At 61.4% G+C, this 15349-nt stretch carries 15 protein-coding genes; 10 read left to right on the top strand and 5 right to left on the bottom strand.

Annotated features, from left to right (window positions below; genetic code table 11):
- The first annotated feature begins 47 nt into the window (after positions 1-47).
- The 5 genes from AACQ95_RS08570 (at position 48) to AACQ95_RS08590 (ending at position 5583) form a co-directional block, all read left to right on the top strand.
- Positions 48-737 (top strand): M15 family metallopeptidase, encoded by a 690-nt coding sequence (locus tag AACQ95_RS08570; RefSeq protein ID WP_241278326.1) that lies wholly within the window; start codon positions 48-50, stop codon positions 735-737.
- A 308-nt stretch (positions 738-1045) separates the two neighbouring features.
- Complete coding sequence (locus AACQ95_RS08575) at positions 1046-1192, top strand: hypothetical protein (RefSeq protein ID WP_098984538.1); 147 nt, start codon at positions 1046-1048, stop codon at positions 1190-1192.
- Positions 1193-1471: 279 nt separating this feature from the next.
- On the top strand, positions 1472-3199 hold the full coding sequence (locus AACQ95_RS08580) for a potassium/proton antiporter (RefSeq protein ID WP_103471962.1): 1728 nt from the start codon (positions 1472-1474) through the stop codon (positions 3197-3199).
- 42 nt (positions 3200-3241) lie between these two features.
- Positions 3242-4345 carry a beta-N-acetylglucosaminidase domain-containing protein gene (locus AACQ95_RS08585; protein WP_241278327.1) on the top strand — a complete coding sequence of 368 codons (1104 nt, stop codon included), beginning with the start codon at positions 3242-3244 and terminating at the stop codon, positions 4343-4345.
- Between the two features lie 29 nt (positions 4346-4374).
- The gene (locus AACQ95_RS08590) at positions 4375-5583 is read left to right on the top strand and encodes a cation:proton antiporter (protein WP_241278328.1); all 1209 of its coding nucleotides are present in this window, start codon (positions 4375-4377) and stop codon (positions 5581-5583) included.
- 295 nt (positions 5584-5878) lie between these two features.
- Here AACQ95_RS08590 and AACQ95_RS08595 read toward each other — a convergent pair whose 3' ends face one another.
- Together AACQ95_RS08595 and AACQ95_RS08600 are read right to left on the bottom strand one after the other, a co-directional pair.
- Positions 5879-6670 carry a DUF1460 domain-containing protein gene (locus AACQ95_RS08595; protein ID WP_241278329.1) on the bottom strand — a complete coding sequence of 264 codons (792 nt, stop codon included), beginning with the start codon at positions 6668-6670 and terminating at the stop codon, positions 5879-5881.
- A gap of 258 nt (positions 6671-6928) precedes the next feature.
- The gene (locus AACQ95_RS08600; RefSeq protein ID WP_241278330.1) at positions 6929-7561 is read right to left on the bottom strand and encodes a LysE family translocator; all 633 of its coding nucleotides are present in this window, start codon (positions 7559-7561) and stop codon (positions 6929-6931) included.
- A gap of 164 nt (positions 7562-7725) precedes the next feature.
- Between AACQ95_RS08600 and AACQ95_RS08605 the strand changes: the two genes are divergently transcribed.
- From AACQ95_RS08605 to AACQ95_RS08615, 3 genes are all read left to right on the top strand, one after another.
- A complete protein-coding gene (locus tag AACQ95_RS08605; protein ID WP_241278331.1) occupies positions 7726-9348 on the top strand; it encodes a methyl-accepting chemotaxis protein in 1623 nt (540 codons plus the stop codon).
- Between the two features lie 178 nt (positions 9349-9526).
- Positions 9527-10057, top strand: a complete 531-nt coding sequence (locus AACQ95_RS08610; protein ID WP_043140986.1) for a DUF1523 family protein — start codon at positions 9527-9529, stop codon at positions 10055-10057.
- Positions 10054-10350 (top strand): winged helix-turn-helix domain-containing protein, encoded by a 297-nt coding sequence (locus tag AACQ95_RS08615; protein ID WP_043140989.1) that lies wholly within the window; start codon positions 10054-10056, stop codon positions 10348-10350. Before AACQ95_RS08610 ends, AACQ95_RS08615 begins: the two co-directional genes overlap by 4 nt.
- A gap of 163 nt (positions 10351-10513) precedes the next feature.
- Here the strand turns inward: AACQ95_RS08615 and AACQ95_RS08620 are convergent, their stop codons facing one another.
- Complete coding sequence (locus AACQ95_RS08620) at positions 10514-10984, bottom strand: hypothetical protein (RefSeq protein ID WP_241278332.1); 471 nt, start codon at positions 10982-10984, stop codon at positions 10514-10516.
- A 33-nt stretch (positions 10985-11017) separates the two neighbouring features.
- On the bottom strand, positions 11018-11953 hold the full coding sequence (rihA, locus tag AACQ95_RS08625; protein WP_241278333.1) for a pyrimidine-specific ribonucleoside hydrolase RihA: 936 nt from the start codon (positions 11951-11953) through the stop codon (positions 11018-11020).
- A 189-nt stretch (positions 11954-12142) separates the two neighbouring features.
- Between rihA and AACQ95_RS08630 the strand changes: the two genes are divergently transcribed.
- Complete coding sequence (locus AACQ95_RS08630; protein WP_445290528.1) at positions 12143-12871, top strand: RluA family pseudouridine synthase; 729 nt, start codon at positions 12143-12145, stop codon at positions 12869-12871.
- Positions 12872-13021: 150 nt separating this feature from the next.
- Here the strand turns inward: AACQ95_RS08630 and udp are convergent, their stop codons facing one another.
- Positions 13022-13777 carry a uridine phosphorylase gene (gene udp / locus AACQ95_RS08635; RefSeq protein ID WP_043138232.1) on the bottom strand — a complete coding sequence of 252 codons (756 nt, stop codon included), beginning with the start codon at positions 13775-13777 and terminating at the stop codon, positions 13022-13024.
- A 392-nt stretch (positions 13778-14169) separates the two neighbouring features.
- Between udp and yiaY the strand changes: the two genes are divergently transcribed.
- A complete protein-coding gene (gene yiaY, locus AACQ95_RS08640) occupies positions 14170-15321 on the top strand; it encodes an L-threonine dehydrogenase (RefSeq protein WP_241278334.1) in 1152 nt (383 codons plus the stop codon).
- Positions 15322-15349: the final 28 nt, after the last annotated feature.

A 15349-nucleotide genomic window follows, 5' to 3' on the forward strand; every position in this document is an offset into this window, starting at 1 on the left:
AGGCTTGCGGGTATTTCGCTCAACAACACACAGGATTCGGGATGGGCATGACACAGGATCAATTGCTGGGGCGAGACGAGCACCACCTCATCCTGGTGGGGCGCGGGCCCCATCGTCTGACCGCGGCCACAGCCGCGGCCTTCAACGACATGCAGGTGGCCGCCGCCCATGAGGGGCACAATCTGCAGGCGGCCTCCAGCTGGCGCGGGTTCGACCGTCAGCTCGCCATCTGGAATGGCAAGTGGCGTGGCGAGCGGCCCCTGCTGGATGCCAACAACCAGCCGCTGGATGCCCTGCAACTGAGCGACACAGAACGGCTGCACGCCATCCTGCGCTGGAGCGCCCTGCCCGGCACCAGTCGTCATCACTGGGGCACGGATCTGGACATCTATGATCCCGACTGCCTGCCTGCAGGCACCAAGCTGGCGCTGGAACCCTGGGAGTATGAGGAGGGCGGCTGGTTTGCCGATCTGGGCAACTGGCTTGAGGATCACATGAACGACTTCGGCTTCTTCCTGCCTTATGCCAAACCGGCGGGGGCCGAGAGCGGCGTCGCCTACGAACCCTGGCATATCAGCTTCGCGCTGGAGTCCCGCGAACAGCGGCTGGATCCGGATGCGCTGGCGCTTTGCCTGCAACAGGCGGATATTGAAGGCAAGTCGACCATACTGGCCCAGCTTGACGAGATCTTGGCCCGTTATGTCACCCTCTGTCCCGACGCGAGGAATCACTCATGAAGACGGGGCATATTGCAGGAAAATTGACCATGCTGATCCGGCTCGACGAGCTCCTGGTCAGTTATGACGTCACCCTCTGTCCCGACACGAGGAATCACTCATGAAGACGGGACATATTGAAGGAAAATTGACCATGTTGATCCGGCTCGACGAGCTCCTGGTCAGTTATGACGTCACCCCCTGTCCCGACGCGAGGAATCACTCATGAAGACGGGGCATATTGCAGGAAAATTGACCATGCTGACCCGGCTCGACGAACTCCTGGTCAGTTATGATGTCACCCTTTGTCTCGATGAAAGGAAAAGCTCATGAGTCTGTGGTTATGGATAGGCCTGCCGCTGTTGTTCCTGCTCGGCCTGTTTCTCAATGCCATCAAGGACATGAAACAGCTTGAGAAACAGCTGCCCAACTACAAGGACAAGATCCGGGAAGTCAAAGACGACGAGGACGACTGACCGCCCTCCCAGCCCGCCAGGGGCGCCATTGTGGCGCCCCTGCTGCTTGTGGGGTACATGGCCGGCAGGCCGCCCTCAGGCCGTGTCGATTGTGTGAACCGATTCACATTAAGCGGCCCTTTTCTTCACTTGCCCCCCGCTGTTTTCGGCGTAAATGCTCTCGCCACCCGCGCACCGAAAATGTAAAAAACTGCAAATTAATGCACAATTAAGCCACACGGCGCCCAACAAACTGCATATAATGTGCCTGATTTGCATTTTGACAGAAGGAGTTCGCCATTGGATGCCGTCACCATCAACAGTTTCTTTTTAATCGCGGCCTTGTTGGTGGGAGCCAGTGTCCTGTTGAGCGCGCTCTCCTCTCGTCTCGGCATCCCCATTCTGGTGATCTTCCTCGCAGTCGGCATGCTGGCCGGGGAAGATGGCCCGGGCGGCATTCACTTCGCTGACTACTCGGTCGCCTATCTGGTGGGCAACCTGGCGCTTGCCATCATATTGCTCGATGGCGGCATGCGCACCCGGGTCTCCTCGTTTCGGGTGGCGCTCTGGCCGGCGCTCTCGCTGGCGACCGTGGGGGTGGCCATCACCACGGGCCTGACCGGCCTCATCGCCGCCTGGCTGTTCGATCTCAGCCTGATGCAGGGCATGCTGATCGGCGCCATCGTCGGCTCCACCGACGCCGCGGCCGTCTTCTCCCTGCTCGGCGGGCGCAGCCTGAACGAGCGGGTCAGCGCCACCCTGGAGATAGAGTCGGGCAGCAACGACCCCATGGCGGTGTTTCTCACCGTGACCCTGATTGAGATCCTCGCCACCCAGCAGCAAGGGCTGGACTGGGGCTTCCTGCTGTTGCAGCTCGGCAAGCAGTTTGGCCTGGGCGCCGGCATAGGTCTTGGCGGCGGCTGGCTGCTGTGGCGCCTCATCAACAGCGCCAGGCTGGCCCCCGGCCTCTATCCGCTGCTCACCGTCAGCGGCGGCCTGCTGATCTTCGCCCTCACGACAGCCGTAGGGGGCAGCGGCATTCTCGCCATCTATCTCACCGGCCTCCTGCTGGGCAACCTCTCCCTGCGCAGCCGCAGCACCACCTTGTCGGTGCTGGATGGCCTGACCTGGCTCAGCCAGATCGGCATGTTCCTGGTGCTGGGACTGCTGGCCACCCCGAGCAACCTGCTGCCCATCGCCCTGCCGGCGCTGGCGCTGGCCATGTGGATGATACTGTTCGCCCGCCCCGTCTCGGTCTGGATTGGCCTGCTGCCGTTCAAGAACTTCGCCCCCCGCGAGCGCTGGTTCATCTCCTGGGTCGGCCTGCGCGGCGCAGTACCCATCATACTGGCGGTCTTCCCCATGATGGCGGGGCTGCCCAACGCCCAGCTCTACTTCAATGTGGCCTTCTTCGTGGTGCTGGTCTCCCTCATATTGCAGGGCAGCTCGCTGCCGCTGGCCTCAAAGCTGGCGCGGGTGGAAGTGCCGGCACCGCCGTCGCCCATCAACCGTTCCGGGCTAGAGATAGATCTCGACAGCCAGTGGGAGACCTTCGTCTATCGCCTCAGCGCCGAGAAGTGGTGCATAGGCTCGCCCCTGCGGGATCTGCGCATGCCCAGGGGGACCCGCATCTGCGCCCTGTTCCGGGATCAGGAGCTGCTGCACCCCTCGGGCAGTACCTGCCTGCAGTCCGATGACATCCTCTGCGTCATCGGCCACGAACGGGATCTGCCCGCCCTCGGCCAGCTGTTCAGCCAGGCTCCTGAACAGGATCTGGGCCCCCGCTTCTTCGGCGACTTCCTGCTGGAAGCCGCCGCCAATCTGGTGGATCTGGCCCCGCTCTACGGGCTGGATGTGAGCGAGATGGCGGATCAGACACTTGGCCATTTTATTGCCAACCAGTTGGGCGATAATCTGGTGGTCGGCGACCATTTTGAATGGCAGGGCCTGATCTGGACCGTGGCCGAAATGGAAGAGGGTGAACCCCGCAAGATAGGGGTGCGCTTTCAGGAAGAAGACCCGGTCTGACGCAGCTCGTCCGACCCGTCCTCAGCGAGAAGGGAGTTATCTATGCCTTACCAAACCCTGTTGTCTGGCCTGCAACCCCCTTCGCCCCAGCTGGGATTGATAGAGGGATTCTTCGGCAAGGGCTGGAGCTGGGAAGCCCGCGCCCGCTACGCCCAGTGGCTGCCCCGCCACGGTTATGGCTTCTACATCTATGCCCCGAAAGAAGACGGCTATCTGCGCAAGCACTGGACCCAGCCCTGGCCTGCGGCCCAGCTCGAGGCCCTGCGCCAGCTGGCCCGTCAGTGCCGTGAAAACGGCCTCGCCTTCGGCATAGGCCTGAGCCCCATGGGCGCCCATCACGACTATGCCCGCAAGCGTCCGGCTCTGCTGGAGAAGGTGCGGCTCATCGACGAGGCGCTCCAGCCCGATATACTGGCGGTGCTGTTTGACGACATGAAGGGGGATACCCCGGATCTCGCCCACTGGCAGCTCACCATGGCCCATGACATAGCGGCCCACTCCCGCGCCAGCCGCTTGCTGTTCTGTCCCAGCTACTACTCGACGGATCCCGTGCTGGAGAAGGTGTTCGGCGCCATGCCGCCCCACTATCTGACCGATCTGGGCCAGGGGCTGGATCGGCGCATCGACATCTTCTGGACCGGCCCCAAAGTCTGCTCCGGCGAGTACCCGGCCCCGCACCTCAGGCAAGTGGCCGACTGGCTGCACCGCAAGCCCTTCCTGTGGGACAACTACCCGGTCAACGATGGCAGCAAGGCCAGCAGCTTCCTGCACCTGCGCGCCTTCGAGAACCGCCCCGCCGAGCTGGCGGAGCTGGTGGCAGGCCACGCGGTCAACCCCATGAAGCAGGCGGCGCTCTCCGTGTTGCCGCTGGCCACCCTGCCCATGAGCTACAAGCTCGGCAAGCAGTACGATCCGGACAAGGCGCTGCACGCCTCCCTCAACGCCACCTGCGGCCCGCAGATCTCCGCCATGATCCAGGCCGACCTGCCGCTGTTTCAGGACATAGGGCTGGCCCAGCTCACCCCGGAGCAGATCATCCACCTCAAGACCCGTTACCTGCCGTTCCAGGATCAGGCCTGCGTGCACGAAATCATGCGCTGGCTGGCCGGTGAATATGTGTTCGATCCAGATTGCCTGACTGATTGACGCGCCCCCCGGGGCCTTGAGGAGGTTGCATGGACGCATCCCTGATTTACCAGAACCTGGCGGTGCTCGCCGCCTTCCTGCTGATCTACAGCCTGATCGCGGGCCGATTCGAATCAAAGCTGGTCAACGGCCCGCTGCTGTTTCTGCTGATGGGCTGGCTGCTGGGATCCGGCGGACTGGGTCTGCTCTCCCTCTCCATCAACAGCGACGGCATCAAGCTGCTGGCGGAGCTGACCCTGGTCATAGTGCTGTTCAGCGATGCGGCCAACACCAACTGGCAGGTGCTGGCGGCCCACCGCGCCCTGCCCATGCGGCTGCTGCTCATCGGCCTGCCGCTGACCCTGATCGGCGGCACCCTGTTCGGCCTCTGGCTCTACCCCGACTTGCCGCTGCTGGAGATGGCCATCCTCTCCACCATACTCGCCCCCACAGATGCGGCGCTCGGCAAGGCGGTGGTCAGCAACCCGGCGGTGCCCGCCCCCATACGGGAAGGGCTCAACCAGGAGAGCGGCCTCAACGACGGCATCTGCGTGCCCGTGCTCTTGCTGCTGCTCGCCCTCATAGCCCCCACAGAACAACACGCCGGCACCGGCATGCTGGCGGTCACCTTGCTGCTGGAAGAGATAGGCATAGGCCTGCTGGTGGCCCTGGTGCTCGCCGGCCTCACCATTCGTCTGATCAAGACCTCCTACCTCAATGGCTGGCAGTTGCCACTCTGGCGTCAGCTCACCATGCCGGGGCTGGCTCTGCTCTGTTTCGCGCTGGCCCAGACCCTGGGGGGCAGCGGCTTCATCGCCGCCTTCGTGGGCGGCCTCTTGATCGGCCGCCGGCTGGGGGAGCACAAGCACGCCTACATGGACAGCTGCGAGGGGTATGGAGATCTGCTCTCAGTGGTGATCTGGATGGTGTTCGGCGCCACCCTGATGCCCATGCTGCCGGAGCTGCTGCACTGGCAATACTGGCTCTATGCTGCCGCCAGCCTCACCCTGCTGCGCATGCTGCCGGTCTGGCTGAGCCTGCTGGGCACGGGCCTCAAGCCCGAGCTCAAGCTCTTTATCGGCTGGTTCGGACCAAGGGGGCTGGCCAGCATAGTGTTCGCCGTCATGGTGCTGCAGCACGAGCCCGCCCTGTTGGGACAAAAGCCCATCATAGCCACTGTGCTCTGCACCATCATCCTCAGCGTCATACTGCACGGCATCAGCGCCAACCCCTGGGTCAGGCGCTTCAAAGCCACATAACTCCCCGGGCCCGGCACCACGGCGAGACGGGCACCACAAGTCCGAGCAGCGGACAAGGGCGGCAGGGGGGAACAGGGTGCAGGGTGCAGGGTGCAGGGTGCAGGGTGCAGGGTGCAGGGTGCAGCAGAATACTGTGGCTCGCTTCAATCGCCCGCCCCCACAACATAAAAACCCCCGGCACTGGCCGGGGGTTTTATGTTGTTGTCACAGCAGGAAGAGAGCCGGCTCACCAAGCCCGTATGTTTACACCCGTCATTTCCAACAGGTTAAAACGCCGCCCTCATGCCCGGCCCTATCACGACTGGCCATTGTCATCCGTGGCCCGGTAAACCAGGATGCCCGGCTTGCTCTTCACATATTCAAGGAAGGGCGAATCCACCACCTTCATATTCGTCGAGACAGACGAGGCATTGCGCAGGACGGGGCCATTCTCACCGCGAATGAAAATGCCGGTATGGGTCACATCCAGACCGGCAATATTGGTATAGATGCCGATATAATCGCCATCCTCCAGCAGACTCAAGGTATCTTCATCCACGCGATCACCCGGAATATAGCTGATGTCGCGGTTCTTCACTCCCAGCCCGGGAATATAGTGGCCACCATCCTCTTTCTGATTCAGTATTTTTGGGGCCGTCACGACATAATTTCCCACCAGATGGGTCACGTCGCTGACCTTATTGCCACCATGTACCCAATCAGAGAAAAAGTGCTTTCTAGTCAGATAGTTGACTTCACCATTTACGTAACGAGTGTACATGACGTTCTCAATGAAATTATGCACACTCGTTGAGTGCCGCAGTGACTCAACGTAATCCAGATAGGTGAAGCAATCCAGCTCACCAAAATCCACCACCAGCTTCTCTTGTGTATCACTCGACCCCACCAGTCGATTGGCAACATAGGGATTCTCCAGAAACAGGCGGGAGAAATCCTTTATTGACTGGCCTGGGGGGCCGCCCTGATGCTGAGCAAACATGTCAACGAGTTGCTGTTCCTCTATATTGTAAAAATCCAGGTTTTTTCCATTGTCGGCCGCTGCCACCCCCGAAAAAGTGAGTAACGCGGCGCCTATTAACTTCATCATCCATTACCATCCTTGACCAAAAATATAAAACTTGGATTGCCCGAATCATCATCACATGTAAAGCACATGCATCTAATGCCATTCGAGACTGATGAAATAGTCGCCGATTGAAAACAAAAAAAATGTAAGCAAATGTACCCGCTCCCCACCTGACAGGGCCCTTGCCCACCAAATGACACAGCCCCGACACTGCCGGGGCTGCTTCATTTCCGTCTCGGGTGATGTCTGCGCCGCAGTCTCTACAAGAGGGGCCTCATATCAACCCAGTGCCAGCCAGACACCGACACCAAACATCAGGGAGCCGGCGATCCGGTTCATCAGGGTGACGTTGCCGCTCTTGGCAAGGAAGTGGCGCAGGGTACGGCCACCGCTGGCGTAGAGCAGCAGGCAGGAGAACTCTATGACCAGGATCAGCGCCACCAGGGCGCTGATCTGGGGGGCCATCGGCTTGGCCGCGTTGATGAAGGGGGGCAGCAGGGAGACCATGAAGGCCCAGCCCTTGGGGTTGGCGATGGCGGTAACGAAACCCTGCATGGCCAGCCCCAGGGGGCGCGTCTCCTGCCCGGCCGAGAGATCCGCCGGTATGGCCATCTTGCCTTTGGCCTGCCACATCTGGATGCCGAGCCAGATGAGGTAGGCGCCGCCCACGTATTTGAAGGCGGAGAAGAGCGCCGGATAGTTGAGCATGATGGCCGCCACCCCGATCACCGACAGCACTGAGACCAGCCCCACCCCGATGAGCTCCCCCCACATCATGTGCAGGGTGCGGCGCACCCCCAGGCTCATGCCGAGGGTCATCGCCAGGGTCATGCACATGCCGGGGGTGACGGAGACAAAGAAAAACGTGGGAATAAACAGCGCCAGAATAGCGGGATCAATCCAGTCGGACACGCGACACCTCCATGGTAACAAGCTTGTGATCTTGCCTATCACACTCTTTTCACACAAGAAAAACCTTTTCGTTCAGCACGATTTCAGCCATAAAAACCCTGTGACAACCTTTGTCGCGTCTGTGTAAGATGCCGCCTCACTCCTCTTTTGGGTTAGGACCTTTCATGTCATTGAATAACCTGTCTATCCGTTTTCAAGTTCTCATACCGCTTCTGCTCGCCAGCCTGTTGATGATCCTCATGGCCGGGATCAGCAAGCAGGAGATAGACGGCGCCATTGCGGACATGAACCAGACCACAGCCAGCGTGACCCGCCACAAGGACGACATAGCCACCCTGATCCACGCCACCTACCGGATGCGTACCAACGCCATCTATGGCCTCTACGATCAGCAGCGCTTCGCCCAGTTGCCGAGCGTTCTGACGGCGGCCGAGCAGGAGATAGGGGCCATACTGGCCCGACTGGCGATCGCCGGCGCCGAGCAGGACAACAGCCAGGTGGCCGCCGCCCTGCAAGCCTATCTCGGCCACACCCGCAACAACATGCTGCCGCTGCTGGCCCAGAAATATCAGGGGGCTGGCGATCCCGCCGCCTACGAGCAGTCCCGGCTGCGCTTTCGCGAGCTGGGTGAACAGCTGATCAAGCAGATAGATACCATGTCGGCCCACGTCAACCAGCTGATCCAGGCCGAAATCGCCGAGGAGGAGGCGCACTACCACGCCACCCTGCTGCGTACCCTGCTGTTGATGAGCGCTACCCTGATCGCGGCCCTGCTCGGCGGCTGGTGGTTGTCCGGCCGGATAGTGCGCCCCATAGGCCAGCTGCAGGAGGTGATGCGCGCCGTCGCCCAGGGCCGTTTCAACGTTCGGGCCGCCGCCGAGGGCGACAACGAGCTGAGCCAGCTGGCCAGGGATATCAACCAGACCCTGACCCAGCTGGGCAGCACACTGCATACCCTGACCGGCATCAGCGGCAACGTGGCCTCCGCCGCCACCGAGCTGGCCGCCGTCATGACCCAGTCCGAGGCCAATGCCCAGCAGCAGCGCAGCGAAACCGAACAGGTGGCCTCCGCCGTGACCGAGCTGGCCAGCACGGCCGACAACGTCAACCACAACGCGGCCCTGGCCGACGAACTGGCGCGGGATGCCAACGACAGGGTCGAGCAGGGCTTGGCGCTGTTTGCCGAGAGCATTCAGGCCAACAGCCGCATGGCGGGCAGTCTGGAGAGCGCCGCCGCCGTGGTGGCACGGCTCAAGTCCCAGTCCGAGCAGATCGGCAAGGTGATCGAGGTCATTCAGAGCATCTCGGAGCAGACCAATCTGCTGGCGCTGAATGCCGCCATCGAGGCCGCCCGCGCCGGTGAAACCGGCCGTGGCTTTGCGGTGGTGGCCGACGAGGTACGCCTGCTGGCGGCCCGTACCCAGGACTCCACCAAGGAGATCCAGGCCATCATAGAGCAGTTGCAGAGCCAGTCCCTGTCAGCCAACAGCGGCATGCAGGAGACCCTCTCCATACTGGCGCACAACCAGCAGCTCTCCGGCGAGGTACAGGCACTGCTCGGCGGCATCACGGAGGCGGTCAACCAGATCAACGGCGCCAATGCCCAGGTCGCCACCGCCGCCGAGGAGCAGTCCTGCGTCACCGCCGACATCAACCGCAACATCACCAACATCCACGAGATAGTGAACCAGAGTGCGGCCGGCATCAGCCAGAGCGCCGCCGCCAGTCACGAACTGTCACAGCTCGCCGAACAGCAGCGCAAGCAGCTGGCCCAGTTCCAGTTGTAATGGCTGCGCTATCACGTCAAACGAAGGCTCCGCTCGCGGGGCCTTAGTGTTAATGGCGCTGCCGACTTGTTATTGTTTTAAACGGTCTTTTTTATGAATAGGCTTCATTGGGGGCTGGGCTACCCCACCAAATGTGAGTATGGTAGAGGCACGTCACTCCCCCTCACATGAGATCACCATGAAGCTGAAATTCAAGAAACCGGCCTTTATCGGCCTGGGCCTCATCGCCCTCGTCTCCGCCATCTGGCTCGACTTCTATCTGCCGGAACACACCATAGCCACCATCACGGGCGTCGAGGTGAAACGCACCGACAAGGATGGCCCCATCAGCCAGAAAAACCCGGCCGACGGTCCCACCACTGACGTCTACTACATCTATACCGAGCGGCCCGGCGAGAAGATCCGCGTGTTTCGCAACGAGGACACAGAGTGGGGCTGGCCCTTCTACTTCAAGTTCAATGCCGCCGACGTGCAGGCCAAGGCCAAGTCCATGGAGTTCGAGAAGCGTCTGGCCATCATCACCTCCTACGGCTGGCGCGTGAACATGTTCTCCATGTTCCCCAACGTCACCAAGATCGAGAGCACTCAGCCTGACGCCTCCACCTGGAGCTTCTTCCGCTGGTTCTGGTTCGGCCTCTGGGCACTGGTGATGGGCAAGGCTGCACTGGCGACCTGGCGCTACTTCGACCGGCTCGAGGACGAGATATGACAGAGCCGAGCAAGACTCGCACCAGCTTCTACCGACGACTCTACGTGGCCTGGCTGATAAGTCAGGGCACAGACACAATCCCGGCCATCATGGCCGCCACCGGCATGCCCAGACGCACGGCCCAGGACACGCTAAGCGCCCTGGCCGAGCTGGACATCAGCTGCGGCTTCGAGCAGACCGAGGGGGCCCGCCATCTGCAGGGTCACTATCGCATCGGCGACTGGGGGCCCATCAATCCTGCCTGGATCAAGGCGCAACTGCCCGTGATCAAGCAGACGCTGGGTTATCCATAAATACTGACGGGGCACTATCGCTCGGCGGCTGGGGGATGCCCGTGATCAAGCAGACGCCGGGTTATCCCAGATCCCAACGAGGGGACGATGAACAGGGGCCAGCCGATGAGGCTGGCCCCTGCTTTTTTATGTCGGAAGGACGGCGATGGAGATGGCGGGAGGCTTATTCCGGGAAGGGCTCTTCCGGCAGCGGCTCCAGGGTCTCACCCTGGGTGCAGTCGATGATGGAGCGCTTGGGGTTGTTGGGGTCGCGCAGCAGCAAGGGGGCCAGTCCCTCGTTGTGCTTCTGCTCGTCGGAGAACTCGCTGCCATAGGCGTTGTGGGTCAGCCTTCGCGCATTGGCGATGGGGGTGTCCACGAACAGGGCATGCACCTCGAAGGTGGACGAGGGGATGAGAAAGCCGCTGATGGGCAGGCCATGCAGCTCCTGGCGGGTCTTGTACCAGGCAAACCCGTCCGTCACCTTGTAGGGGGTGAAGTTTTTGAGCTGAGGATGGGCCGGCTCGCCGGTCTCGCTGTCGAGATAGAGATCATCGAGCTCGCAGGTCGCCAGCCCCTGCCACATAGATTCAAACGGCGTGGAGCAGGCCGTCAGTTGCAACCCGGCCAGCAGTGCCAGCGACGCTTTGTACATTTCCCGTCCCTTCTCTCAATAGTGCAATGGCGGTCAGCCAAACGCCTGCAGTCGCTCGACCAGCAGGTCGATGAAACCCGCACGATCCAGTCCCAGCAGCACCAGCGCATTGGCCGCTTTGCCGGTCAGGCCATAGCGATCCACCACCGTCATGCCGGTGGTATGGGTGCCACTGGTTTCGATATCGACCCGGCACTCGACCCCGTGGAACAGCTCGGGGGCCAGCAACCAGGCAATCGTACAGGGGTCGTGCAGCGGCGCGCCAGCAAATCCCCACTTGGGATCCCTGTGGTAGATCATGAAGAAGTCGAGCAGACCGGCCACGCACTGGGCCACCGGATTGGCGATGGCGCGCACCCGTGCTATGTCCTCGTCCATCACCTGGGCCTCGTGGGTCACATCCAGCCCGCACATAGTGATGGGGATGCCGGACTTGAACACCATATCGGCCGCTTCCGGGTCCACATAAATATTGAATTCCGCCGCCGGGGTCCAGTTGCCCGCCCCCGCCGCGCCCCCCATCAGCACGATACGGGCAATCCTGGATTTCAACTCAGGATGGGCCGCCAGCAGCAGGGCGATATTGGTGAGCGGCCCGGTCGGCACCAGCGTCACAGGCTCAGGGCTCTCGCGCAGGCATTTGGCCATCAATTCGAGGCCCGTCATGGCTTGCGGGGCAAAGGCGGGATCCGGCAGCTTGGGGCCATCGAGGCCCGACTCGCCGTGGACGTTGTCGGCTATGATGAGCTCGCGCATCAGCGGTTTGGGTGCCCCCGCCGCCACCGGGATGTCGTCACGGCCGAGCAGGGTCAGGATGCACAGGGCATTGTTGAGGGTCTTGTCCGGCGTCTGGTTGCCCGCACTGGTGGTAACCGCCAGCACCTTGAGCTCGGGACTGGCCAGCGCCAGTATGAGGGCAATGGCATCATCGTGGCCGGGATCACAATCGAGAATAACGGGCAACGCCATGGACAGACTCCTTACAACATGACAGGGAGCCATACCTTAACAAGCAAGCCCCGGATGAACTCGGGAAGGGGTCACAAAACGGTGCCCTTCTCGCGTTTCAAACCATTGCGTTATCAAGCTGTTGAACGAATGACCCCCTCGCATCGCACGGCGCAAGCAGCCGATTAGCCCCGCGCAGCCGGTTCGAGTATGATCGCCCCCCGTTTCCAGCCCGCGTGCCCCATGTCCGTCATCGTCGATACCTTCATCGCCCCGCCCTGCGCGGCTGCCATCGAGATCCTGTTTGAGGATGAGCACCTGTTGCTGATCAACAAGCCGAGCGGCCTGCTCAGCCTGTCAGGCAAGAACCCGCAGAACCTCGACTCTGTCCATTACCGGCTGGTGCAGGACTATCCCGGCTGCACCCTGGTGCACCGCCTCGATTTTGGCACTTCTGGCATCATGGTGGTGGCCAGAAACAAGGCCATCAACGCCCTGCTGTGCCAGCAGTTCAGCCAGCGGGCGGTAAGCAAGGCCTACAGCGCCCTGCTGTGCGGCCATCTGGTCGACGATGAGGGGGTGATCGATGCCCCCATCGCCAAGGATCCGGCTCTCTTCCCGCTGATGACCATCTGCGCCGCCAGCGGCAAGCCCGCCCGCTCCCGCTATCGGGTCATTGAGCGGCTGGCGCAGCCAATGCAAGGTCAGGCCGTACCATTAACGCGCGTGCGGCTGGTGCCAGAAACCGGCCGCACCCATCAGCTGCGGATCCACAGCCAGCTGCTGGGCCACCCCATACTGGGCTGCGATCTCTACGGCGGTCTTGCGTTGCCAGGCACAGAGCAGGCGCCGCGGCTGATGCTACATGCCAGCGAACTGGATTTGCGGCATCCGGTGAGCGGTGAACCGATGGCGGTCAGATGTGCCAGCCCCTTCTAGCGAGACGTGGCATCAAGCTGTGGTGTGATAACAGGCGAAGGGAACAACAGAGGGAACAGAGGCGCAATAGGGGAAAAACGGGGCAAACGGCAGATAAAAGATAGGGGCCGTGCTTTCGCAACGGCCCCCACCCCCCACTCGGTGTGGCTATCAGATCAGCTTGCGGGCGGCGCCCAGCACGATCTTGATGGCATCAGATTCGGTTCTCGCCATGGTTTCGGCGTTCGGGATTTCCTGCTGGGTACGGTTGACGATAACGCCGGCTACCATACCTGCACGCAGGCCCTGGCTGGTGCACATGGTCAGCAGGGTGGCAGATTCCATCTCATAGTTCAGCACGCCCATGGCTTGCCACTCTTTCATGGAACCCTGGAAACGGCTCACTACGCGGCCGGATACGGTGTCGTAACGCTCCTGACCTGGGTAGAAGGTATCGGAAGAGGCAGTCACACCGATGTGCAGCTTGGAGCCCATCTCTTTGGCGGTGTTGACCAGCGCAGTGGTGCAGTCGAAGTCGGCTACGGCCGGGAACTCCATCGGCGCGAAGTGCAGGCTGGCACCGTCGAGGCGCACGGAACCGGTAGTGACGATCACGTCGCCCACGTTCAGGTGCGGCTGGATGGCGCCTGTGGTGCCGATGCGCAGGAAGGTGCGGATGCCCAGCTGGGCCAGCTCTTCTACCGCGATGGAGGTGGACGGGCCACCGATACCGGTAGAGCAGATGATCACGGCCTTGCCGTCCATCTCGCCGCGCCAGGTAGTGAACTCACGATGGCTGGCCAGGTGCACCGGGTTATCCAACAGCTCTGCGATACGCTTTACACGCTCGGGGTCACCGGGGACGATCGCCAAGGTGGCGCCTTGCAGATCCGCTTTCTTCAAACCCAAGTGAAATACATCAGACATAGTGGACTCCTGGTTGCCCCCTGCCAGCATGGTCAGGGCGCAAGTTAAGATGATTCTTTATGATACTTTCAAGCCTTTACCCCCCTCTCTGGGGAGGCGCCAACTATGGTCGAAAGCGCTTTCCAATTCCTTGAAGCTCCTCACACTTCCACGCATTGACAGTGACAAATCCCGTGCAAAACGTTTGCTAACTTGATGAATTTCTTGAAAAACGTTTTTCTGCCAAAGGAGTGGTCTCCGGCCTTGTCAATCCCTGTCACGCCCCGGTTTATCGGTACGTGATCGAGTCCATAAAGTTGCAAACAGGATACCCTTGACCCCTTTTCATCCCCACTGACGATGCTATGTTGGCGCCCGTATACCACTTAATGGCTAATAAAACGGAGTCCATCATGGCGACATTCAAGTTCTACATTCCCGCAATCAACCTGATGGGAGCTGGCTGCCTGCAAGAAGCGGCAGCCGATATCAAGGGTTATGGCTATCGCAAGGCGCTGATCGTCACCGACAAGATCCTGGGCCAGATCGGCGTGGTCGCCAGGCTCACCACCCTCTTGGCAGAACATGGCATTGAAAGCGTGGTTTTCGATGAAACCAGGCCCAACCCCACCATGACCAACGTCGAAGCAGGTCTGGGGATGATCAAGGCCAACGGCTGCGACTGCGTCATCTCGCTGGGGGGCGGCTCGCCCCACGACTGCGCCAAGGGCATAGCCCTGGTGGCCGCCAACGGCGGCAGCATCCAGGATTACGAAGGGGTGGATCGCTCCGCCAAGCCGCAGTTGCCGCTCATCGCCATCAACACCACAGCCGGCACCGCCTCCGAGATGACACGTTTTTGCATCATCACAGACGAGGCCCGCCAGGTGAAGATGGCCATCATAGACAAGCACGTCACCCCGCTGATGTCGGTCAACGATCCCGAGCTGATGCTGGCCAAGCCGGCCGGCCTCACCGCCGCCACCGGCATGGATGCCCTGACCCACGCCATCGAGGCCTATGTCTCCACCATCGCCACCCCGGTGACCGATGCCAGCGCCATCATGGCAATCCAGCTCATCGCCAGGCACCTGCGTACAGCCGTCAATCAGGGCGATGACCTGCACGCCCGCGAGCAGATGGCCTACGCCCAGTTCCTGGCAGGCATGGCCTTCAACAACGCAAGCCTGGGTTATGTGCATGCCATGGCGCACCAGCTGGGCGGCTTCTACGACCTGCCCCACGGGGTCTGCAACGCCGTGCTGCTGCCCCACGTTCAGGCATACAACGCTCAGGTAAGCGCCGCTCGCCTGAAAGAGGTGGCCCGCCATATGGGTGTCGACGTGACCGCCATGAACGACGAACAGGGCGCTGCTGCGGCAATTGCAGCCATCAAGCAGCTAGCGCTGGACGTGAAGATCCCGGCCGGTCTGGAGCAGCTCGGCGTCAAGGCCGATGACTTCGACATCCTGGCCAGCAACGCCCTGAAAGATGCCTGCGGCTTCACCAACCCGAAACAGGCGAGCCACGAAGAGATAGTCGCCATCTTCCGCGCCGCCATGTAAACCGGATGCTCGACAGATGAGATGAGGG

The sequence above is a fragment of the Aeromonas sp. MR19 genome, assembly GCF_963899305.1.
Classification (GTDB): domain Bacteria; phylum Pseudomonadota; class Gammaproteobacteria; order Enterobacterales; family Aeromonadaceae; genus Aeromonas; species Aeromonas bestiarum.